The organism is Ectothiorhodospiraceae bacterium BW-2 (assembly GCA_008375315.1).
Classification (GTDB): domain Bacteria; phylum Pseudomonadota; class Gammaproteobacteria; order Thiohalomonadales; family Thiohalomonadaceae; genus BW-2.
In genome coordinates this window covers 241,112-262,220 of record CP032507.1, presented here as the reverse complement: position 1 = coordinate 262,220, position 21,109 = coordinate 241,112, and the positions used below count along the sequence as shown (strand labels likewise).

The 21,109-nt window shown below is 52.2% G+C and carries 22 protein-coding genes and 1 CRISPR repeat array; of the genes, 6 read left to right on the top strand and 16 right to left on the bottom strand.

Annotation, left to right across the window (positions count from 1 at the left end):
* Window positions 1-3: 3 nt before the first annotated feature.
* Complete coding sequence (locus tag D5085_01115) at window positions 4-939, top strand: hypothetical protein (protein QEP41869.1); 936 nt, start codon at window positions 4-6, stop codon at window positions 937-939.
* On the opposite strand, the gene D5085_01110 is transcribed toward D5085_01115, so the two are convergent.
* The 3 genes from D5085_01110 to D5085_01100 are packed head-to-tail and all read right to left on the bottom strand — an operon-like array spanning window position 940 to window position 2,639.
* Window positions 940-1,551, bottom strand: a complete 612-nt coding sequence (locus tag D5085_01110) for a DUF4326 domain-containing protein (protein QEP41868.1) — start codon at window positions 1,549-1,551, stop codon at window positions 940-942. It lies immediately after the preceding gene.
* Window positions 1,548-1,988 (bottom strand): DUF488 domain-containing protein, encoded by a 441-nt coding sequence (locus D5085_01105; GenBank protein QEP41867.1) that lies wholly within the window; start codon window positions 1,986-1,988, stop codon window positions 1,548-1,550. Before D5085_01105 ends, D5085_01110 begins: the two co-directional genes overlap by 4 nt.
* 12 nt (window positions 1,989-2,000) lie before the next feature.
* Entirely contained in the window at window positions 2,001-2,639 is a 639-nt protein-coding gene (locus D5085_01100; protein QEP41866.1) for a hypothetical protein, read from the bottom strand.
* Window positions 2,640-3,084: 445 nt separating this feature from the next.
* Here D5085_01100 and D5085_01095 point away from each other — a divergent pair, with 445 nt between their 5' ends.
* On the top strand, window positions 3,085-3,426 hold the full coding sequence (locus D5085_01095) for a hypothetical protein (protein ID QEP41865.1): 342 nt from the start codon (window positions 3,085-3,087) through the stop codon (window positions 3,424-3,426).
* An 87-nt stretch (window positions 3,427-3,513) separates the two neighbouring features.
* Window positions 3,514-4,203, top strand: coding sequence for a hypothetical protein (locus D5085_01090; GenBank protein QEP41864.1), 690 nt, complete (start codon window positions 3,514-3,516; stop codon window positions 4,201-4,203).
* Between the two features lie 5 nt (window positions 4,204-4,208).
* On the opposite strand, the gene D5085_01085 is transcribed toward D5085_01090, so the two are convergent.
* The 3 genes from D5085_01085 to D5085_01075 all read right to left on the bottom strand — a co-directional run bounded on the left by D5085_01085 (window position 4,209) and on the right by D5085_01075 (window position 8,415).
* Window positions 4,209-5,552, bottom strand: coding sequence for a hypothetical protein (locus tag D5085_01085; GenBank protein QEP41863.1), 1,344 nt, complete (start codon window positions 5,550-5,552; stop codon window positions 4,209-4,211).
* Window positions 5,553-5,700: 148 nt separating this feature from the next.
* The gene (ssb, locus tag D5085_01080; protein QEP41862.1) at window positions 5,701-6,186 is read right to left on the bottom strand and encodes a single-stranded DNA-binding protein; all 486 of its coding nucleotides are present in this window, start codon (window positions 6,184-6,186) and stop codon (window positions 5,701-5,703) included.
* A complete protein-coding gene (locus tag D5085_01075) occupies window positions 6,187-8,415 on the bottom strand; it encodes a hypothetical protein (protein QEP41861.1) in 2,229 nt (742 codons plus the stop codon). It abuts the gene before it with no gap.
* 127 nt (window positions 8,416-8,542) lie between these two features.
* On the opposite strand from D5085_01075, the gene D5085_01070 reads away from it, so the two are divergent.
* From D5085_01070 to D5085_01060, 3 genes are all read left to right on the top strand, one after another.
* Window positions 8,543-8,776 (top strand): hypothetical protein, encoded by a 234-nt coding sequence (locus tag D5085_01070; GenBank protein QEP41860.1) that lies wholly within the window; start codon window positions 8,543-8,545, stop codon window positions 8,774-8,776.
* Window positions 8,777-8,876: 100 nt separating this feature from the next.
* Window positions 8,877-10,151, top strand: coding sequence for an IS91 family transposase (locus D5085_01065; protein QEP41859.1), 1,275 nt, complete (start codon window positions 8,877-8,879; stop codon window positions 10,149-10,151).
* A gap of 367 nt (window positions 10,152-10,518) precedes the next feature.
* Window positions 10,519-12,123, top strand: coding sequence for a rhomboid family intramembrane serine protease (locus D5085_01060; protein QEP41858.1), 1,605 nt, complete (start codon window positions 10,519-10,521; stop codon window positions 12,121-12,123).
* Between the two features lie 62 nt (window positions 12,124-12,185).
* Here D5085_01060 and D5085_01055 read toward each other — a convergent pair whose 3' ends face one another.
* The 10 genes from D5085_01055 to D5085_01010 all read right to left on the bottom strand — a co-directional run bounded on the left by D5085_01055 (window position 12,186) and on the right by D5085_01010 (window position 21,108).
* Window positions 12,186-12,533: a hypothetical protein gene (locus D5085_01055; protein ID QEP41857.1), complete on the bottom strand. Its 348-nt coding sequence runs from the start codon at window positions 12,531-12,533 to the stop codon at window positions 12,186-12,188.
* Window positions 12,526-12,846 (bottom strand): hypothetical protein, encoded by a 321-nt coding sequence (locus D5085_01050; GenBank protein QEP41856.1) that lies wholly within the window; start codon window positions 12,844-12,846, stop codon window positions 12,526-12,528. The genes D5085_01055 and D5085_01050 overlap by 8 nt, the downstream gene beginning before the upstream one ends.
* Before the next feature lie 99 nt (window positions 12,847-12,945).
* A complete protein-coding gene (locus tag D5085_01045) occupies window positions 12,946-13,623 on the bottom strand; it encodes a hypothetical protein (GenBank protein QEP41855.1) in 678 nt (225 codons plus the stop codon).
* A gap of 134 nt (window positions 13,624-13,757) precedes the next feature.
* On the bottom strand, window positions 13,758-13,982 hold the full coding sequence (locus D5085_01040; GenBank protein ID QEP41854.1) for a hypothetical protein: 225 nt from the start codon (window positions 13,980-13,982) through the stop codon (window positions 13,758-13,760).
* A 50-nt stretch (window positions 13,983-14,032) separates the two neighbouring features.
* Window positions 14,033-14,293, bottom strand: coding sequence for a hypothetical protein (locus tag D5085_01035; GenBank protein QEP41853.1), 261 nt, complete (start codon window positions 14,291-14,293; stop codon window positions 14,033-14,035).
* Between the two features lie 12 nt (window positions 14,294-14,305).
* Window positions 14,306-16,030, bottom strand: coding sequence for an IS66 family transposase (locus D5085_01030; protein ID QEP41852.1), 1,725 nt, complete (start codon window positions 16,028-16,030; stop codon window positions 14,306-14,308).
* 4 nt (window positions 16,031-16,034) lie between these two features.
* Complete coding sequence (locus tag D5085_01025; protein QEP41851.1) at window positions 16,035-16,346, bottom strand: transposase; 312 nt, start codon at window positions 16,344-16,346, stop codon at window positions 16,035-16,037.
* Entirely contained in the window at window positions 16,343-16,729 is a 387-nt protein-coding gene (locus D5085_01020; protein QEP41850.1) for a hypothetical protein, read from the bottom strand. The genes D5085_01025 and D5085_01020 overlap by 4 nt, the downstream gene beginning before the upstream one ends.
* A 105-nt stretch (window positions 16,730-16,834) precedes the next feature.
* Window positions 16,835-17,902: a CRISPR direct-repeat array (repeat unit 36 nt; unit sequence GTTCCAACCCCTACCGGTAAGGATATGCCTCGCGGC).
* A gap of 152 nt (window positions 17,903-18,054) precedes the next feature.
* Complete coding sequence (gene cas1, locus D5085_01015; protein ID QEP41849.1) at window positions 18,055-20,697, bottom strand: CRISPR-associated endonuclease Cas1; 2,643 nt, start codon at window positions 20,695-20,697, stop codon at window positions 18,055-18,057.
* 6 nt (window positions 20,698-20,703) lie between these two features.
* A complete protein-coding gene (locus tag D5085_01010; protein QEP41848.1) occupies window positions 20,704-21,108 on the bottom strand; it encodes a hypothetical protein in 405 nt (134 codons plus the stop codon).
* Window position 21,109: the final 1 nt, after the last annotated feature.

Genomic DNA, 21,109 nt, shown 5'->3' with positions numbered 1-21,109 from the left:
GCCATGATTAAAGAGTATGCCATCGATCCAGAGTTATTAAGCAACTGGCAAAATTTTCGATACTTAACCGAACAGTTTGGCATTTCAAAGGGCAAGCTGATTGCCGAATACCCCAAACGGTGGCGAAAACTGGTCTATGATGCGCTAACCCACTGCAAAACGATGGAAAAAAAGCGGATTGAAGAGCGATTGACTTTAATGAGTAAACGGCGTGATAAATTATCGGCTCGTTTGTGTCCATGCCAGTGGCAAGATGAGATCAGTTGGCTCGAAAATGCAATCCATGAACACGCACTCCACCCGTTTGATGCCATTATTAGCGAAACCAACCCCGATCAACTCCCCTTTGTGCTGATCAATGAGACATTAGATGAAGAGGAACCGCTATGGCAAAGTAGCACCATGATCGAAATTAAACGCGATGCGGCACTGATAGCGAAAACACTCTCACCTCTGCTGCATCGAAGCCAAACATTAACTTTAATTGATCCACACTTTAGCCCCTTTTCCGAGCGTTGGTATCGACCCTTAATCGAACTTACAACCACTTGGCATCAAGGCATCATCGCTAAAAAAAATCAGAATGTTGCGCTGATTTTTCATCTTTTAGGCGATAATCCAAAGAGAAGTAAACCCGACCGAAACGGTTTTTATCAAGGGTGCCAAAATTTTGTAGAGCAACTACCGCCAAATATCTCGATCCACTTCTATCGTTGGAGCGAAACCGACTGGAGTAACAATATCCACGACCGCTTTATTCTAACCGATAGGGGGGGAGTGCAGTTTAGTATCGGCTTAGATGCCAGCACAAACCCAAACGAAACTACGCTCATTACGCTATTAGAAGAGCCGATTTATCAGTCGGTATCGCAACGATTTGATCCTCAAAATAGTCATTATCGGCTGGTAGATGAGATTAAAATTTCGCTGGAATTATGATTACTTACCATCATCCACCCCATTCAAATAATCGACAATCACATCGCCATGACACGCAGCCGGCTTACAGTGGCACCCTAACACCTTACCGATTAACTGATGATACTCGGTACGCTTGCTCTTAAGATAGTCACGCTCAAAATCGTACTGAAACTTTCGAATCGCTTCGTCCCGATCATCCTGCCCCTCATCCGGCGACATGCCAAATCCTACCGCATAGGGATTGCCCCAAGGCGAACCCCTGCCGATATAGACATCATGCGCCTCTTTTCGATCCACATTGACAATCCGCGTGAGTCGAATCGGGATCAGTCGCCAATTAAGCTGCTGTTGCTTACAGTAGTCGATTAACTCACTTAGCTCCTGACCATCATCGAATAAAACCGCGTGAGTGAGCGTGATATCCTCTAACTGATCTATTGTGCTGATATGCGTTGCTGCCTCTCGTTCAGAGCGATACTGCTCTAACCACTGATGCCAATCGTTTAGGGCGATTAAATTAACCTCACCACTACGGCTTAACAGGTGATCTAATTTACGCGCAAACTTACTGTAACAGCGAAACAGCTTAGGATATGCAACCAGTATATGGGGAAGCGATGGTGTGCTCATACTAAATGGATAACCTCCAAATTCAGATCCAAAGTACGATTCAGATACTCAACCGCAAGGCGGCGATGGCAATGGTGCGGCTGATGTTCACTACACAGCAGGCAACCGCCATGAAGCTGCTCCGGTGTGACGGAACGCTCTACCCGGCGCTGTGCCATCAGATCCATATAGCGATCTTCATAGACATCCCAGCTCATTTCGCCCTTTTTATAGGGTGTCAAAATCTGCTTAGTCGGAGCCAATTCAGTGACATAGTGGTAATCGACCTGACACAACTCCCGCAGAAAAAAACGCAAGTCATCCCGTTTAGTAAAACCCGCTAGCTGTGAGTTATTGTGTAACCGCACATCCAACAGCTGTTTAACCCCACTTTGACGAATTAACGAGAAAAATTTCTCCGCATTTTTCTGGGTAAAGCCAAGAGTATAAGTTTTCATGAGTAAACTCCTTTAAAGAATGGAGGCGACAATTTTGAAACAACTATAGTTACCATCACCATAGTAGTCGAACTTTTCGCCGAGACTGATGCACAAAATAGTGTGGTGCGTTGCCTGCTCCACCTGCTGCGCAAACGCCGGATCGGTCACCGGCAAGTCGTAGTTGTGGTGGTTATAGACGAACCGAGCCCGCCGCTTAACCCGCCCATAGCTGGTTTCGCGATAGAAGAGATGAAGCTGTTCGACCTTCACCAAAAGCAGTGATTTATCAATCACCAGTGACCCTTGCTCAATATCGCTATAATCGATCCAAGCACCGCTGCCCCACAATGATTCAGGGGTATCGAGATAATCGCCCAACTCATGGCTGTTAAGATGACGAATATAGCGCCAAGGCTTATTGGTCATTAAGTAATTTTCCGGCTGATTAACCAAGGGAACTGGATTACCTAACTCCATTTCGACCAGTTGCAGCGGAGCCGTTTCCAGCCAGCGTTGATCGGCTTTTACCAGACAGCGATTAGCGCTGATTTCGGCGCCGTCATTAGAGGCAACGGGGCGAATCCAGCCTTTGGTGTCGACCCTTTTTCCCGCGATGCAACGCTGCTGCTTTTTGATAGAGTTGGCAAAAATAACGACCTGGCTCATCATAACTTCTCCCTTAGAAAATTGGAATGTGCGCTGCTTAGAGCAACCGATGATCCAGTTTTTATTTTTTGTTTTATTTCATAATGATAAGATATTTTTGGGTGATATTTTCCTCAGTTAAAATGGGTTTTGGTAAAATAAATTATCTAGCTGGTAAAATATTTTATTTTAGAGCCGGTTTTAGGGGGGCTATTGACCACTTGCGGCGTGATGGCGTAGCAATTCATTCCATTTTGGCATCGGCTTTGCTAAGTTGTTTGCGATTTAAAATAGTAGCCGCCCTCATCCACAACTATTGGAGACATAGCCTTTGAACAACGCTGCCGTACACTACCCCTCAATCGACTGGAACATCCTGCCGATTCCGGCACTCAACATGACACTGCGTATCAGTAGCTGGCACAGCGGCTTGTGGGTGGAACAGCAGCAGTCTGATTGATGGGAGCGGGTGGAGGATATCTCCGATTTAGGACTGCTATCGAGTGCTAATCCGATTTTGCAGCAGATTCGGCAGACGATTCCGTCCGCGCATCAGCAGGCCGTGAGTTACTATCGCTATGGCAACTATCCGATGCTCCATCTTGCCGCCTTAGAGCCTTATGCGGCCCAGCTTCTCCATGTCCATCCGACTTTTTACTGGCTGTGGGCCGGTGATATCGATCGGGATCAGGCTAACTGGCAGCAACTGGTCCATAAAGCGCTACAACAGAAACTGCACCATCTGCTACTTAATTGGCTCGGTGATAGCGCCGCTGAATGGGTAAAGCGATCGCCTAAACTGGCGCTATAGCTGCTGAGTCAGATCCCAATCTATCAGGGCAGTGAACGGGACTATAGGCTGTTACAGTGGCTGCTACGCAGCGAGGCGCTAGCCCCTTTGGCGCGGGCACAACCGGCTGACTGGAAAGAGGAGGGGATAGCGACAGAGCTATTACACCTGATTCATGAGGGTGAGATGCCGGCTGAGTTGGTCTATACCTATTTTCGGCCTAAAAACCTTGAGTCGAATCGGCTGGCTCATGAACTCAGGCAACAGCCGCATCATCAGAGTGCGACTGAACACTTTTCCCGGTTTCGTAATCGTTGGATGCGAGAGATGCGCGATCTTAAAATCACCTACCGTGATACGCTGGAGATGGCGCAAGCGTTGGGGGATGACGCTGCTATCAGGCGTCTGTTACAGCTAAAACAGTATGAGGGGCTGGAGCGGCTGCATCAAAACCTGTCAGAGCGCTACAACGAACAGCGAGAGGCGCTGCTAGAGAGGGAGGTTTACCACCAGCCACCGGTTCAGGGGAGTGAGACGATTATACCGATTACCAATAGCGTGATGCTGTTGCGTGAGGGCAGAGCGATGCACCACTGTGTCGCCAGCTATCGCGAGCGTATTTTGCGGGGGGCGTGTTATATTTACCAAGTCACGGTGCCGGAGCGGGCGACTTTGGAGATTATCCTGCATCAAAACCGACCCCGCATCGGGCAATTAAGGCTGAAGTATAACCGCGAGCCGGCCCAGCAAACCTTCGACGCGGTTAAACAGTGGCTGAACGATAACGGTATGGGTTGATAGGGTTACTCGCTAATTAACGCTTCAAACTGCTGTAGCAGCTGTTTAATCTGTTTGTTAACCGCGGTCGAACCGCTCTGTTTGGCCACTCGCATGGCATAGCGAATAAAATTTTGCCGCCCTAAATGGGTATTTTGCTGATAGAGTTTACGGGTATAGAGCCGAGTTGGTGGCTGGCCTCGCTTTGCCCGCAGACGGTTATATTTGGCCTGCGTTTTGCGCGCTAACCGCACCCGGTTACGCATTTTGCGCCGGAAGCGATCAAGGCTGCTGTCGCGAATTCGCACCTCACGGCCGTTAAAAGTCAGCCCCAAATATTGTAAGGGCCTGTCAGAACTGATTCTGCCGTGCACGGTTTGAAATGAGACCACTTCGGTTTTGCTCAGATTGAGCTCCAGTTTAAGCTGCTCAATTAACGCCTTCACCGTGGCTAAAGCCTGCTGCTCCTGATTCGGTGGTAGCAGCAGCAGAATGTCATCGCAGAAGCGGAAGTAGTGGCCACCTGCTGCTTCAGCATAAGTTTTCAGGTGCGTATCAAACTCAAGCATATAGATGTTTGAGAGCAGCGCCGAGATGGAGACTCCCTGTGGGATCCCTTTGGACTGGCGGTTCACCTTCAGTAACCCGTTGCCTCTTATCTCATTTCGGAAGGTTTTAGCACTACACAGCCGCCAAATCTCACCGGTGGGTTGAGGGTTATGGCATGAGAGACCGAGCTCTGCATAGATTGCATCCCGATCGACAAAGCTAAAGCGGGTTAGCGAACGAAAAATCGCATAGTGATCATCGGGCAACTTAGCTGTGCCGAGCAGCTTCTGCCACGCCTGCTTCAGGACGCCGTGATCCAACGAATCAAAAAAAGCGTGAACATCCACCCCGATAGCGGTGCAATCTCTCATCTGCTCAATAGCGCTAAAAGCTTTAATCGCGACCTCGATATTGCTCTGTTGTCCTGGGCGAAAGGCGAGAATATGATCGGCTAACTGATATTGTGCCACCTGCTGCTCATAGCGTTCGCTGAGCATTTGTCGATAGTAGTTATAGATATGGCCATCAAGGTGCCCAGGGTAGCTTACTGCACGCGAGCGACTACTCCGTTCAAGGGTGCCATTGATGAGCTGAACTTTGCGTTTGTGCCCTAGCTGATGGGTGATCAGCGGTAAAAAAGCGTGTTGGGTGATGCGGCTTGGATGGAGCACGATTCGCTCTGCTTCGGTCAGACTACAGGGACGGTCAAAGTGGAGTTTATAACGGTTACTGCGATACCAGTCGGGTCTGTTGTCCATAGCCTTCACCTTGGAAATGGGTAAAAAAGGAGAAACCACCGAAGCGGGATTGCGGCGATCCATTGTGCTTCGGTAGTTGTCCTGATAGCGCTTAGCTACCTTCGTGCCTGAAAAATCAGACGAGCCGCCGGGTTTATAACTTTAACCCTTCGACATCCGTTGCCGGATATCTCCCACGAAGACAGCTCTTCGGGCAATAAATCTTAATGGCCTAGAAGGGCACATCGGGATAGTTATCATCAAACGGAGGGGGATTCCCGCCATAGGGCTCCTCTTTGGGAGGGCTACCGCCGGCCTTAGGTGGCTGCGACTGAGTCCCAAAAGAGTCGTCAACCGGAGGAGGAGGCGGCATGCTATCATCTTTCGCCCCCAGCATCTGCATCTCATTGGCAATGATTTCGGTGGTATAGCGCTCCAGTCCGGTTTGATCGGTCCATTTACGGGTCTGAATTTTACCCTCAATATAGATCTGTCGCCCTTTGTGCAGATAATCGCGAGCCACCTCTGCTAGCCGGTTAAACAGAACCACCCGGTGCCACTCGGTCTTCTCCTGCTTTTGGCCACTGTTTTTATCGGTCCACTGTTCGCTGGTGGCGACACTTAAGGTGGTGATGGTACCTCCGGTGCGGGTCGCCCGTACCTCTGGGTTGGCACCTAGGTTACCTAGGATAATCACTTTGTTAATTCCGCGACTCATTTAGAAAGCTCCTTCAATTAAAGATTGGGTAGGGACAGCGTAGTGTTGAACCTCTCGCCGGTAATCGGGCAGACCGTTTAACATCTGATGCCCATACTGGCGCTGAATAATGCGGCGATCGGTAATGGTGATGATACCCCGATCACTCTCCCGCCGCAGCAGACGACCGCACATTTGGGTGAGCCGTATCGCTGCGTGGGGTAGTGCATACGACATAAACCAGCTCTTACCCTGTTGATCGAGCCACTTTTTACGCACCTTTTCGATGGGGGATTCCATCGCGGGGAAGGGGAGGCGGGTAATAATCACCTGCTCACACAGCTCGCCTGGCAGATCAATCCCTTCAGCTAGGCTGGCAAGCCCAAACAGAACCGATCCACCATGCTGCTCTAGCTGCTGCTGGTGGCGGCGAATTAGCTGTACCGTCGAGCCCGACTGTTTGATAATCCGCTGCTGCAGCGCCGGCCGCATCGAGGCAAAGATCAGCTCCATGTGGCTGCGATTGGTAAACAGCACCAGTGTTGCCCGTTCCGGATTCAGCTGCTGATTGAGGTAGCTGGCCAACTCCAGCAGATAGTTCTCATCATCACTGCCGGGTTGATATTTAAAGGCGGGAACATGGAGTGTCGCCTGTTCGGCATAGTGAAAAGGGGAGCTTAGGCTGTAGTGTTGGCCACTAAACTCACCGGTTAGGCCGTTTTGCTGACAGAAATAGTCGAATGAGTTAAGGCTCTGCAAAGTGGCTGAAGTTAACACCACAGCTACGGTGGGTTGCCACAGCTTCTGCTGCAAAAATGGGGTAATATCGATGGGCGTGCCGGCAATACCGAGCTGTACCCCGCTATTGGGCAGCGCAAGATTGACCCACCAGGCCACCGGTCCGTTACTACTTTGTGGGGTCTGATAGAGCTGGCAGCACTCGACCATCTCATTGAGTTCGCCAATCACTTTGCTACAGATGCTGCTAAAGTTGAGTAGCGGCGTGGGGTTGTTACTCACCTCAATTTGCGCTTGCAGTGCATCAAGCCACTCGCTGAAGGTGCGTAGCAGATGGCGGCCACAGATGAGCAGTTGCTCCAGCGGTTCATTGAGCTGTTGCATCATGGGTGTGGAGCGCTCCAGCAACATATTCGGTTGAGAGCGCTTCATCGCCTGCTGTACGCCCCGGTCTTGGGTTAAGATCTGCCGTAGTTGCAGCGTCCTAGTATGCAGATGCTGCCATAGCGACTCGACCAGATCCTTTTTGGTTTGAATTTGGCGTTTTTTGGCCGGCAGGAGTTTAGCCAGCGTTGCCGGAACAGGTTCGGCGTATTCGACCAAATCGAGTAGCGCTTTGAGTGAGAGGGTGACCGTTTGTACCTCAACCGCTTTTTGCGGCAGATTGTGCGCCTCATCGATCACTGTCAAAGTCTGATCGGCTTTGGGCAGCAGTACACCGCCGCCGAATTTGGCATCTAGTAGCAGGGTATCCTGATTAGTGACAATGACCTGCGCCTGATCGACTTTTGCCCGGGCGCGGTAGTAGGGGCAGCCCATATAGTGTTTACACTGCACATATTGGCACGCTTCGCGGCTAATGGTGATTTTGGGGCGCAGGGTGCTCTCAATTTCGGAGGGGTAGCTATCCAGATCACCGCTCCAGTCGCCCGATTGCCACTGGTGGTAGAGTGATGAGAGTTGATGATTCATGCCGCTGTAGCTCAGCTTACCCTCTTCGATCTTAAACGATGCGGCGACATCCCCTGAGATATGCGCTTCGGCCAGCATCGGGCAGAAGTAGCGCCCCCGCCCTTTGGCGATAGCGTAGCTAAAGGGTTGATCGACAATCTGCTGTAGCAGCGGCAGCTCCTTCTCCATCAACTGATGCTGCAAGCCGACGGTGGCGGTGGCGATGACCAGCTTTTTTTGGTGTGCCATGGCGACTGGTAGCATACCAATGAGATAGGCGAGGGTTTTTCCGACTCCGGTTGGCGCTTCAATCATCAGGTAGCGGGTTGCGGGGATCGACTGTTCAATGATCTCGGCCATCTCCAGTTGCGATGCGCGAACGGACCATTCGGGTTGGAGCTTTTGCAGTTGCTGAAACAGAGTTTGGCTGTGGGGCATGACGATCCTTTCCGTTTTGGTTAACGATTGAGTGGGGCGCAGTATAGGCATCTTGATTTCTTTTAACGAAGGAATCGTGGGGGAAATGGTGATAGCCATTGTCTGCTGTATTTGCATTAGCATGTCTCGTGCCAACAATTAAAATCGCTCAAATAAGGGAGCAAAAAACAGTTCTTAATTTTTTATTTATTTGTCATTAGAATTTTCCACCGTAGATAGGTTATCTACAAGCGCGAAAGTTTTGCGTGCCATGGTTAGAGTCGAAGTCGAATCGCAAGGTTGTTCTCTGTTCAGGATGAACGTCGAGGCAATTTTTATGGCGCAAGCTGGGTTTCGATGGCTGAAACTGCCCATGTTGCCGGTGTTGACCGGCCATCCGGTTGGGACTGCTCAACCAGGACTCCAGTTGCTCGCCCGCAAGGGTGTTATCAACGGAGAGCGAATTACCAAAAACCGCCATGAGCAACTTTGCTTAGGTTTTTAGGAACAGTTTTGCACAGTTTGATGGGATATTATGGTAACTTGAGATGTCTATAGGTAATAGTTGTTACATAAAAGTAAATATATTTATGAAGGGAACTTAATTGGGTCACTGCTTCCGCCTCGCCTATGGGTTCGCCCGCGCCCGCTGTGACGAATGCGGCCATGATTTCCTGATTGCCTTCTCCTGCAAAGGGCGGGGCGTCTGCCCTTCGTGCAACACCCGGCGGATGGCGGAGACCGCTGCTCACCTCACCGATCATGTCCTGCCCCGGCTGCCGGTACGCCAATGGGTGCTCTCCCTGCCCAAGCGGCTGCGCTACCACCTCCAGCACGACCGCAAGGCGCTCAGCAGCGCTTTGCGCATCTTCCTCGATGCCGTCGAGCAACACTTGCGCGAACAGAGCCCTGGGGCAGGTCCGAAGGCGCGAACCGGCGCGGTGGCGTTCATCCACCGATTCGGCTCTTCACTCAACGAACACACGCATTTCCATGTCGTCTTCATCGACGGCATTTTCGAACCCGACCCGGAGCAGGGCGCACACTTCATTGAAGTGGAGGAACTCGATGCGGACGACGCCGAGGCGGTGCAGACCCAAATCCGCCGCCGCATCTTGCGGGCGTTCGTGCGGCGGGGATTGCTGGAAAAGGCAGATCGCCAGGAGATGGAGCAGTGGGATCACGGCGGCGGGTTCTCCCTCGACGCCAGCGTGCGGATCGAGGCACACGACCGGCGAGGCATGGAGCGTCTGCTGCGCTACTGCGCCCGCCCGCCATTTGCCGCCGACCGACTGGAGGAGATCGATGCCCAGCGGTTGATCTACCACCTGCCCAAGCCCGGCCCGGACGGGCAAACCCAGATCATCCTCTCGCCGCTCGAACTGATCGGGCGCATCGCCGCCCTGGTTCCGCCGCCCAGGCAACACCGGCATCGCTACTACGGCGTGCTCGCCCCCAACTCACCACTGCGGCCGGCGGTAACCGCCCTCGCGCCCCAGCCCGTGGCGGCGGAGCCTGAAACGAAACCGGCGGTAGAGACGGCAGCGGACGACCCTCCGGTGGCTATCGGGCGATCCCCCGCCCGCTACCTCTGGGCCATGCTGCTGGCTCGCATTTACGAAGCGTTCCCTTTGACCTGCCCCCAGTGCGGGGCCGAGATGCAGATCATCGCCTTCATCACCGAGGCCGTGGAGGTGCGGGCCATCCTAGAGCACATCGGCGAACCCGCCGCCCCGCCACGAATCGCCTCCGCCAGGGGACCGCCAGAGTGGTACGAAGAGTCCGTGGCGGACGCCATCGACGCCGAGGATTACCTTCAGGGCGACCCTCTCGCCCAGCCCGAGCCGGAGTACGAATACGATCAACGAGTCTCCTGGTAGCAGCCCGCCGAGGGGCTGCCGGACCGACCGTTGCCGCTCGCGCGAAACCCGCTTCTTTCCGTCTCTCTCCCTGCGGCGACAACCGCCTCAAACACCTCCCGACAGGCCAATTTCTGTTTCATCCTCGCCTTCCGGTGGTCAGAAGGGGCTCTGACCGAATCTTGACGGCGCTCCGGAGCTGGGGGATACTTTGGCGTAGGCGGTTGGATTTCCTATCCTTAGCAGTCGAGGCATGGAGCAGCCTGGGCAGGTCACGATCAGGCTGTAATTCGGCTAAGAATGCCGCGGTGAGCAGTCGATTTATCAAACAGAGGAACAACGGATGCAACCGGATAGCCACCGCCCGCTTTTTAAGGGCTAAATTTCTGTGTTTATTCCTTACAGTGCGGATTTGGCATTAGGCCGGTTACCGAAAGTCTCCATCGCCGTGATGCTGCTCTGTTGCCTCATCTACTGGCAACAGGATCGAAACGATACCGCCATCGAAAATGCACTGTGGCACTTCTGCACACAAACCGATCTATTCGACCCACCGCCTGAACGGCAACAAGGCAAACCGGAGCGCCCCAACTCATTCTGCCATTTGATGCTAAGGATTATTCATACCGCACCCGACCCGGAGCATCGCTTAGCCGAAGTGCTTAAAATCGGCGATTTGGCGAAGTCGAGCAATATTGAGGCGGCATATCGCCAGTTTCAACAAACATCCCCACCCCAGAGCTTTACCAGTCAACTGCTCTATCTCCCCGAATCGTGGTGGAACATCTGGCGGGTTATCACCTCTTCATTGGCTCACAGCGGTTTTTACCATCTGCTGTTTAACCTGATCTTCTTTTTTGCCTTTGCACCGGCACTGGAGTTGATTATCGATAGCCACTGGCGCTATTTGACCACCTTGCTATTGATGGCGCTGGCGGCAAGTTGGTCGTACAGCGTTTGGGTTGCTGCCGGGCATGAAGCGACGCCTTCATTGGGTCTCTCCGGGGTGGTAACCGGCTTAATGGGACTATCGGCCTGGCTGATGCCCAAAGCACGAATCCGCACCCTGCTGTTTTGGGGGATACCACCCATTACTGTCTATATTCCGGCGATTTGGCTGGTGCTGTTCTATGTCGGTGCTGATGCCTTTGATCTCTTTACCGAAGGGATGTCGGGCAGCACCAATATTGTCGCCCATGTCTTTGGTGGGGTGGGTGGGTATCTGATTGGGCTGTTTTGGTTTAACAAACGGCGGCGAGAGATTGCCCCAGAACTCAATGAGGCGATTGAGGAGGCGTTTATCCGCCGCAGAGACCCTTCGGGACTGCACTACCACCACCCGCAGCGTCATCAGCGCTTTGAACAGGCGCAGTATGAGCGGCGCGCGCAACACGCCTTTGAACGCTACACCGAGCAACTCTGCTATCTGGCAGATAAAGGGCAACATACCGAAGTGATTAGCCAGCTACTGAAGCGGTTTGAGGCGTATCAGACCAGCCCGGAGGTATATGAAGAGCTCTATCAAGCGTTGTGCCAGCTACCCGATGGACGCAGCCAGAACTGTTTGGCGCGGTTGCTGTGCCACCTCTATCTGCAAAAGAGCGATAAGCGTAGTGCTGCCCGCATTGCCGAACAGCAGATTGGTCGTAATCCACAGTTTGCACTGGGCAGCTATGCCGAAATGATGATGCTTGTTGAGGTGCTCATGAACTGGCAGCAGTATCAGGCGGCACTGAATCTACTCACTCAGGCGACAGCGCGTTATCCGCATGATCATCAATGGGTCAATAATCTGCTGCTGGAGGCGGAGCTGTGGTTGCAGGGGATGGGTGATCGGGAGCGATGTCGTGACTGCTTTAAAATCCTTCAGCAGCAGAGTGAACAGTTGTCTCCGTTGGAGAAGCAGCAGGTGATAAAGGCTTTACAGCGGTTGCTTCCCAGTAAACCACTGTTTAATGCCGAAGTTGAATTAAATAATTCGGCTAATCCATGACCGCCAGGATGGTGCTTTAACCAGCCCATTGAGCCTCTCCAAAGAGCTGGATCCGCTTGTGATTAAGACGCAACCTGTTGCTGAATGCGTTGCAAAACCGCCTCCAGAGATGTTGCGGTGGATGGATGGACATTATCGTTGCGCTCTATATGTTGATGGTGCGGAAAAGTGGCAATGTGCGGCCAGTGGTGGGCATTGTCCCATCGAGTCCGTAACTGACCGGTTGCATCCAGCCAGTGGTAGGCGTATTTGCGGGAACCATCGGCAAAACGGTACTCTTTGACATGCAGCAGGCTGTTATCGTTCATTTCTATGACCATTTTCAGGCGCAGCAGTGTGCCGTCATGTTCATACTGCTCAATACGGTAATGGACAATCGGCGGCGTAAACCGCTGAAGCAGTTTAATCATCAGCCAGTTGTGCCATTTGTGCCTGATAGTGACTCAACATCTCGCGGGCAAAGCGCCAGTCGTTCAGCCGATCTTCCAGATCAAAATCCTCGCTTGTGGCTGACTCTGCATAGTTCAGAATCTGCTCATAATCATCTCCGCTTTGCTGGCGATAGAGGGCAATTTCGGCCTGATAGTGGTCGATTTTGCTTTGCAACATCAGGGTGAGTTGATCCTGCACCAGCTCTTTAATGCCGCCTTGATAGCCAAATTCGGAGAGTAGCGGCGTAACCTGTTTTTCAAATTGTGGATTAATAGTAGAGGGTGAGTTCATAAGCGGGCTCCTTTGGGTTAAAACACGGCACAACCAACGATTGCTGTAGCTCTATTTTCTGATACTCAGCTTATTAAACATGACGAAACCGAACGCTATTTACCATTCACCACTTCCGGCATCACCACAATCACCATACACTCGAATGGTATAGCGTTGAGTAGAGCTGCTTAAGCGGAAACTACCCGAACAGTAGTGGCGGTTATCATCGGTGCGCACACTATATGAATAAGTTCCTGCCACTGAGCCGGAATAGCCCTTGAATATAGAGCCGCTAGGGGCATGATTCCAAGAGGGTTCAAAGGTATTAGGCCCGGATACGGATAGATCCCGTGCAAGACATAAATGACAAACAAACTCGGAATCAATTAACACATAGTCACTTCCACCACCTGAGGAACCACCACTATACTGCTGTTGCTGTGCCGCCAAACGCCGCGCCTCCTCCTCACGCCGCTGCCGCTCTGCTTCATCCCGCTTGCGCTGCTGCTCCGCCTCGTAGTCACGGCGACTGCTGGCAATCACCTGTTCGGTGGCTTTAATCGCATCGGGTGAGTAGGCTTTATTACGCGCCTGCTCCAGATAGCCGTTGGCCTTGCTGAAGTTCCAGCTTTTGGCGGCCTGTTTGGCCAGCTCCAGTAGCTCCTGTTGATCCATGCGGTCGAGCTGATCCAGCTTGTCCATATCATCCAGGCTGAAGGCGAAACTTTGGCCGGAAATGAGCAGACAGTGCAACATAATCGCGGGCAGTGTGTAGTGGGCTAAAAGTGATCTCATGATGACTCCAGTGTATGGCAAAGATGGCTGATAATCTGTGTGAGGAAAGATAGACTAACTCCGGTTACTGTTTTCAGAATTTTTGTGCGGTTAAATCGGTGTATGGGTAAGGAATCAGCACCAAATCACCGCGGCTATAGCGCATTCCAGACCTCATCTTCCTGATTATCCCAAATATGCGTCATGACCGTCTGTTGTGCCGCTATGAAATTCTGCTCCGCACTCTCTCTCGCATCGGTTTCGGGTGGGTTATCCAGCAGTATCACCACTCTGGCCGGGCCGGAACGGATGGTATCGGGCAGTTGCAGATGAATTTGATGGGCTTCGGTAATTTCAGTTTTGATCTCGATGGCTTGCATAAGCGTATCTGAACCTCTGTTAATAAAATGGCATCGGGCGTTCGCAACTGCTACCAGCCCGGCTGCCCGTCATCCGTGACAACGCTATTTGACCATGCAACCCTGCACGACCAGGAAGAGTGCTCATGGATGCCTGTGATCACGCCTGCCGACTCCGTAAAGTGGGCAGTTCTGGTTGGTGGTTTGCACCCACAGGCAGACTGGAGAAGACGGAAACCGTTGTTGTTGTTGCGGTTGTCGGTGTTGTTCCTGTTGCGGTTGGCCGCGCGCAGGTTGTTCGTGTTGTTGTTCCACGAGCCACCCCGCAGCACACGCTGGCTCGGTCAGGCACTCTCCCTGCTAAAGATAGTAGCGCCGAGCAGATGATGACGCAAGCCTACCGTATCGGCGTGAGCCGCATGGGCGCACCAGCTCTGCATCGCTATTTGCGCCTGTTGCAGGGTCATTTTATCCTGGGCAAACTGTTTGGCTCGCTTACGGTGCTTGCGGTAAAAGCGGTGGCCATTATCGTTACGCAGCAGGCGAAAGTCGGCGGCGACACCGGCTCCGCCGAGCGTTCTGGAGAAGAGACTGTTACGCCGTCCCCGAATCACCAGCTTGAGCATGCGCTCCATCTGGTTATTATCGATTTGCGCCCCCTCAATGCGGCAAAATCCGGTCAATTTGTCGTAGTGGTTGAGCAGATAGCGGATCGCCTTGCCCAGCGGACTGTTTTCCTCGACATCGCCACTCTCAATCTGCGCCTCGCCCCACTGTTTGAGCTGCGCCATCAGCGGCAGTGAGTGCTGCTGATGGTAAGCCAGCCGCTCTGCCGGGGTGTACTTCTCCTCCTTGCAGTGAGCATCGTGGCGCCACACCGGGTCGTAGAGCGCTAACACCCATGGGCCGTTATCCGGATGCAGCTCTGCCACATCCACAAACCCCCGCCTACAGTGGCTGTTGCAGAATGTATCGTGTCGCTGTGTTTCATCCAGCACCGTAGGCAGATTGCGACTGAGCGCATCGCACATGATAGTGGGTTTGGGTAACCCAGGATGGCGCAGACGCAGAATCTCATCGATCAACTCTCCGGCATGGCCAATATCGGTCTGGTAGAGCACGATTTGTTGGCCACTCTCCAGTGTCGCGATTACGCCGGAAGTGAAGGTGCCGCTGCGGGGTTTAAGTTGACCGCTCCGTCTGTCAGGCTTCAGAATCGTGCCCTGATTCAAAATCCGGTTGGGTGTGTCATCCAGATTGAAGTGGGGCGCATCAGCAGCCCGTTGTTTGAGTGCCTTAAATACCACGAAGCCATCATTGGCGACAGACTCGGTCTGGTCATAGAGTGACGACGCAGTCAGTGGCACCCCTAATATCTGCTGTAGCGTCTGCTGCCGGTGAAGCGGCAGACCGGCAAAGTGGCGGTGAAGCGCGATAATAGCCCGGGCGCTGTAGCCATAGAGCTGATTCATGCCGCCATCTTGCTGAAAATCGTCTGTAGGGGTCGCGGTAAAGTAGGCGCCACAGCTATTGCAGCGCAGCCGCTCGAAAATATGTTCGACCGCACTTAAAGGGGGCTCGCCCTGAATCCGTACCCGTATCACCGGCTGATAGATGTAGAGCCGGCCATGACCGCATTCTGGGCAGAGCTGTCCCGCCTTCAGCTCATCATGGTTGTGATGGCACTGCAACCGAATCACCCGCTCTGCTTTTTGAGTCGATGGCTTTTTCTTCGGCTTGCCTGATGCGGTTGACTCGCTGTTACCGTCGGGTTTTGAAGTAGCTGCATCGCTCTTTTGGGTGCCATCCGAGTCGTTTGACGCATCGCCATCAGGAATAACCGCAGAGTGTTTCTCTGAGCTGCTGATTATCCCAGCCAGTTTACGCAATTTGTGTATCGTGACATCTTTCAGAGACAATGAGATCTGTAGCTCTGTGACCATTAACAAAACACCCAACAGTAGCTGCATATCGGCTTTAGAGAGGGCCAAATCTTCTGCAATGGCTCTCTCAACACGCTCAATCAGCTCCTCAATCTCGGTTTTACTCAATGTTTTAAACTCTGTCATGGCACTATTTTACCAAATTTGAGAGGAGTTGGCGTAGTTGTTGTGCCTTAATCGCACTTATCGGCTCTGCCGGGCGAGGCCAACCCCGGTATTTGCCTTTGGAGAGGCGTTTGGTCATCAGCCAGTAGCCATTGTTCTCATAGACCAGCAGGCGAATCATCGTTTTAGAGCGGTTAATAAAGGCAAACACGGTGCCCGAGCGCGGCTGTTGGCCGAGTTGGTGTTGGCACAGCGCGACAAAGCCGTCGATGCCACGGCGAAAATCAGCCGGTGCTGTCGCTATCATCACCGGAGTCTGTTCTGTGAGGTAGATCATGAGTTAGCTCCCATCTGACTGAGCAGGGGAAGCAGTTGCCGCCATTGTTCCGGTGATAACTCGCCCTCCACACTCAATGGCCGGCCGGTAGTGGTTTCGGTCGTCCACTTGAGAGCCAAAAGAGGTTCGCTAGTCGGCTCTGACGGCTCAAGCGCGATGAATCCCGGGATGGTGTCGTTCTCCTCCCGGCTCTTCTTCCAGCTACTGAGTTGACGGTAATTGATGCGCAGCGCTTTGAGTATGTGGCTCACCGGGTAGTGGCCTATTAACGCTACGGCTTGTTGTTGCAGCGCCTCGGGAATTCGGCTTCGCGCGCTCTTTTCTGGGTTCTCCCGCCAATCTTTAAAGGCCTGTGATACGGCTGCTAGGGTGGGGTTCGGCATCTCTGTTCTCCTCTGTGGTTCATCAGGGGAGTAGTGAAACAAATTTTTCGGGGCTTTTTACGCTATGGTGGCGTAAGGTTACAATACGGTTATACACAAACACCCGTTCCAACCCCTACCGGTAAGGATATGCCTCGCAGCAAATCGACAGACTTACTCTAAAGAAAACAATACGTTCCAACCCCTACCGGTAAGGATATGCCTCGCGGCTCAGTAGAACCTGAAAAATCCATTAGAGATAACACCGTTCCAACCCCTACCGGTAAGGATATGCCTCGCGGCAAAATTCTGGGGCTGGAATTGACTGAGAAAGCGTTCCAACCCCTACCGGTAAGGATATGCCTCGCGGCAATAGCTGAAGATGATGCAAACTATATTTAAGCGTTCCAACCCCTACCGGTAAGGATATGCCTCGCGGCATGATGATCTTGAAGATGGTGATGATCAAGACGGTTCCAACCCCTACCGGTAAGGATATGCCTCGCGGCAGTTGGGGGATACTACCGTGACGTAGATGAGTTCCAACCCCTACCGGTAAGGATATGCCTCGCGGCAAAAGGGCTACAGTATTGTAACGAGCAAACACAACGTTCCAACCCCTACCGGTAAGGATATGCCTCGCGGCCAACAACAGCGTGGCTTATACAGAGTTATCGTTCCAACCCCTACCGGTAAGGATATGCCTCGCGGCTTGGCGAAAAGCCAGTACTAACTACTGCTCATCGTTCCAACCCCTACCGGTAAGGATATGCCTCGCGGCAATAGGATTCAATAATAAAGAATCCAGAGTAGTAGTTCCAACCCCTACCGGTAAGGATATGCCTCGCGGCGGAGAGAAACATGAAACTAGAACTTCCTAAAAGTTCCAACCCCTACCGGTAAGGATATGCCTCGCGGCTATAAAAACTGCAGAGAACGGTAAGTGGAAACTGTTCCAACCCCTACCGGTAAGGATATGCCTCGCGGCGAGCTCATATACTGAGCTCCTCGACTCCTAAGTTCCAACCCCTACCGGTAAGGATATGCCTCGCGGCTCAGCGGCTCCGTGAGCTTGAGCGGCAAGCTGTGTTCCAACCCCTACCGGTAAGGATATGCCTCGCGGCCCTCTAAGGAAAACCTAGTGCGCAAAATTAAATTGTTCCAACCCCTACCGGTAAGGATATGCCTCGCGGCCCTACCCCTGTGAGCGCCCTTTGCACTCAACAAGTTACGGAACACAAATTCAGAACCTCCCCGATTTTCCGCCAAACCGACTGAGAATAGTGGGGGGTTCTGAATCGAGGTTAATTTTAGCCCTGTAGCCGGCAGATTAACAACCCATTTTTTCACAATCGCCATCCCGACCCCCAGGTAAAAAAGAGCAGTGGTTTATCATCGGTAAAAAAGCTACGCAGCGCAACGGCTTGAGCATGAATCAATTTACCCATTGACTCATCTCCTCCCCGTGGTGGAGTCGCCATTTCCCGTTCAAAGTGAGTGACAAAGCGTTGTGTTGCTTCTCGGCTTAAGCGTAGTCCGCCGCCTTCACGCTCATAGAAATCGGCTTCGGTAATCGTCTTCAGGTTAATGAGCCGAATAATCAACCGATCTACGCGCGCCCGAAATAGCTCCTCAACATCGCAGCTTAGCGTCTCATAACGCTGACCGCTCTCGTGCAAAAAACCGAGATAGGGGTTAAGCCCCATCGCTTTTATCGTTAAATTGATACGGGAGAAGAGTAGGTAGTAGCCAAAATTGAGTAGTGAATTAATTCGGTCAGGATTTTTTCGTTCCCGTTTAGTGATATGAAATTCCGGATTAGAGATATGGTGATTTAATTCAGCAAAGCAGGCGCGAGCGGCAATGCCCTCGTAACCACGCACCGCATTGACGCTTTCGGCAGCTTCAATAGAACCGATAGTCTCGCTCAGTTTATCGAGTAGCTCATTAAGCCCGGTGCGATAGCGCTGGCGAAACAGATAACGGTAAGTCGCAATTTTAGCGCAGGCAAACGATTTGGCCAGCGCCAGTTTGTCAATATCACTCATGTTATGGTACTTAATCGCCTGTTGGTAAGCGATCTGTTGATAGCGTCCCGAATCCGGGGTAATGGTCAGAGTGTGGTAGCCCGACTGCATGGTTAAGGCGATAGGAATATTGAGCTCGGAACATTTTCGCACCATACTGGTTGAGAATGAGGCGTGGGTGAGCACGATTAACTCTGAGATACGGTGTAGCGGTAGCGACTCGACCAATTTCCCCTGATGACGAATATCGAGTACATCCCCTGTCACACCTAAAAAATAGCCAGGAGTGGTCACATAGAGCGGTTTTTTTAGTAACGGGGCAGGGGGTTCTTCGTTGGTATCGGCCCCAAAATCGATGCCTAAGAAACGAAATCCGGCCTGAATCGGGTGAATTTCGCTCTTTTCCGGTGCCAGTGTCAGGCCGATGTCAGCCAAAATAGCTTCGGCACTGGCTAGCACCTGCTCGGTCTGAAACTCCTCTTTGACTAAACAGATAAAATCGTCGGCATAACGGATCAAACGCATAGTGGGGTGTGCGGTACAAAGAGCGCGATCAAACTCATCTAAATAGAGATTAGCTAACAACGGTGAGAGGGGACTGCCCTGTGCCAGACCGTTACTGCGTTCATGGATAATCCCCCCTAAACGGTAGCCGGTATGCAGTGCGCGTTGCAGTAATCGTAGCAGCTCACTATCAGCGGCCGGAATGTGGCGTTCTAATAAAAGAGTGAGCCGGTTTAGATCGATAGAGGGGAAAAAGTCGTGAATATCGGCTTTCACCACAAAGCGATAACCCGCTTCAATCGCCTGATGGATCCGTTTGGCGGCCGTTTCACGCGAATAGCCTTTACGATAACCGATAGAGTCGGGGGTAAACAGCTTATTAAATATGGGTTGCAGCAGACGATTAAGGTGGAGATGGAGCGTTAATTCGTGCAGATGAAGCCGTTCAATTTGGCGTGGGGAATGGTCGGGGCGTTCAAGCAGATAAGCGGTGTGAGGCTCAGCTAAATGGTCAGTATCCCGCATCTGTTCCAGTAAGGTGTCGACCAGTGCCTGTTCGTTGTTATCGCCAATTTTTGCCAATGCTTCAGCAGCATCATCATAGCGCTCTAAGGCGTCATGGGTAATATGGTTTAAAGTGGCAGGGTTAAATAGAGTGGGAGCAAAGTAGGGCGGGGATAGCGGTTGTAGCTCAAAATGGCCTAACCCAAATCCCAGTTTACTGCCTAACTGTACCTCTTCAGCCAATACCAGCCACCGCAACAGGGGTTGTAGATTGCCTTTAAGGTAGAGTCGCCCTACCGCACCATTAAGATACTGTCGTCCCGGTTGGCTTTTGGGTTGGCGTTCGTGTTTTTCATAACGCCAGTACCAGGGCACAAGATAGACCTCTTCAGTTACAGAGGAGAGATCAAACGGTTGATTAAACAGAGTCCCAAGGCGATTTTCGAGAGTGGTGATAAATAGCGGCAGATCGATCTGCTCCCGCTGTCCCTTACGCTGAAAGAAGGGGGTAAAAAACTCCAGTGCCACTTCAGTGTGGGGCAGATGAGGCAGTGAGAGCCGATCAGGAGCCAGTGTATTCAGTTCACTCAGTCGTAGCAGGTGGTAGTTATTAACCTGCTCGCTATAAAAGAGGTGGCAAAACTGCTCGCACCACTGCTCTGCCAGCCCGCGCGAACCGAACAGGCGAATCTCTAACCGATGGTGTTGATTCATAATCGGCAGATGTTTAAGCGCATAGCGGTGCGGCAGGCGGAAGATGATTTTAAGCTGTGTCGCCAGGTGGTCTTTAGAGCAGTGGAAGTGGCGCGCTAACTGGCCACTGGTCTGCTTCATCATCGCTTCAAATACCGATAGCAGTGACTGCTGTGAACCCCGTGCCCGGTTGCAAACCAGTTCTGCCGTAATTCGGTGCCAGCGCAGATGGGGTGGTGGTCGTAATGAGGAAGAAGGCATAGCGGATTACCAGAGATCGAGCACCAGTTGATCCAAAATGAGCTGGTTATCGTGCTCCGGGTTTGGAATCAGGCGGTTAATACCGGGGTGGATTAAAAAATCGAGCCGCTCAAGCGGGATCTGGCCGACCAGTGCTTCGATTTTCGGATGCTTTAGCTCCATGACTTCAAAGATTCCCTTACGCTGTTCGATCTCCAGCTCAACCGCGCCATAGGTACTAAGTTGCTCAACGCCCATAGAGGTGTTGACCTTGACGCTATGGATGCGGGTTAAATTGAGCTGCTGAATCAGTCGCGGTGAGAGGCAGAGCAGGGTGGCGCCGCTATCGACAATCACATTGTTTAGCTCCAGTGGTGTAGCGGTGGTGTCATTGAAATTGCGTAGCTTAATGTTGGTGGTGACTTTGCCCATC